Below are 1,295 nucleotides of genomic sequence, written 5' to 3'. Positions count from 1 at the left end.
ATGTTTATGAATTCGAGGGGAAAATTATTAGTACAGCATCTGCTGAAATGAACGTGAAAGAAGGTAATGCAGAATTAACGAATTGTGCTACATTACCTGAATATCGAAAACATGGTTTCATGAAAAGTCTGTTAATTAAATTGGAGGAAGAGCTCCAAGAAAAATCTATTTTTTGTTCTTATACAATTGCTCGCTCGCTATCTTTCGGTATGAATGCAGCCTTTCATCAATTAGGCTATACATATACGGGAAGGCTTGCGAATAATTGCTACATTTTTGATAAGTTGGAAGATATGAATATATGGGTGAAAGATTTATCCAGCTATTCGAAAGCAGTAAGACTCCCGCCTCAAAATTCGGCTGTAAAGCAAAGAAGTTAGGTGGGAGTCGGGTTAATAATCAGTGGGGATGAATAAAGCCCCACTGATTAAAGTTTCATTTAACCATAAATAAGCAATAGAAATATATATAAATTTCATCAAAATAATAGAACGGAATCGTCATGCTTATAATCGCACAGAGGGATGCCGAAAATCCGGCATGCATTTGCCAGATTTTCGGCAAGAGGGGGAATGACATTGCTAGCAGTTTCGACACAAGAAGTCATTGAAGCGATTTTGGGCAGTATTGATGAGGCTATACATGCAGTGGATGAAAATGGTATTACAATTTTTTATAATACAGTTGCTGCAAAACATGATGGATCGAAAATTGAGAATGTGCTAGGAAAACATTTATTAGAAGCATTCCCTTCATTATCTAGGGAAACGAGTACACTAATGAAAGTGTTACATACGAAAAAACCGATTGTACATCAAGTTCAGCATTATCAAAATTTAAATGGGGAAGACGTTTGTACGGTAAATACGACGCTACCTATTTTTATAGATGGAAATATTGCCGGTGCTGTTGAAATTGCGAAAGATTATTCTACAATTCAAACGCTTACTGACACAATCGTAGATTTACAATCGAAAATAAAACGGTCGACTAGCAAAAAAATGGTAAAAAAGCATGTTGCATTCGAGACAATTGTAACAAATGATTCCCGCTTTAAACAGACGAAAGAGTTAGCTCAAAAAGTAGCCCCAACAGATGCAAATGTTTTAATATATGGTGAAACAGGAACAGGGAAAGAGCTATTTGTGCAAGCAATTCATGAAGCTTCTAAACGGAAAAACAAGCCATTTATTGCACAAAACTGCGCAGCTTTGCCAGAGTCGCTATTAGAAAGTTTATTGTTTGGAACTACAAAAGGAAGCTATACAGGGGCAATTGAACGAGCGGGATTATTT

General features: G+C 36.3%; 2 protein-coding genes. Both read left to right on the top strand.

Annotation, left to right across the window (positions count from 1 at the left end):
* Positions 1 to 380 (top strand): GNAT family N-acetyltransferase (locus tag AC1DTM_RS26965; RefSeq protein ID WP_477001326.1); only part of this gene is annotated, 380 nt, incomplete at its 5' end.
* A gap of 192 nt (positions 381 to 572) precedes the next feature.
* Positions 573 to 1,295 (top strand): sigma 54-interacting transcriptional regulator (locus AC1DTM_RS26960; RefSeq protein WP_477001325.1); only part of this gene is annotated, 723 nt, incomplete at its 3' end.

This window comes from Bacillus sp. P4_D3, assembly GCF_056401855.1.
Note: the sequence above shows the minus strand (reverse complement) of the source record. Positions and strands in the feature narration are given on the sequence as shown.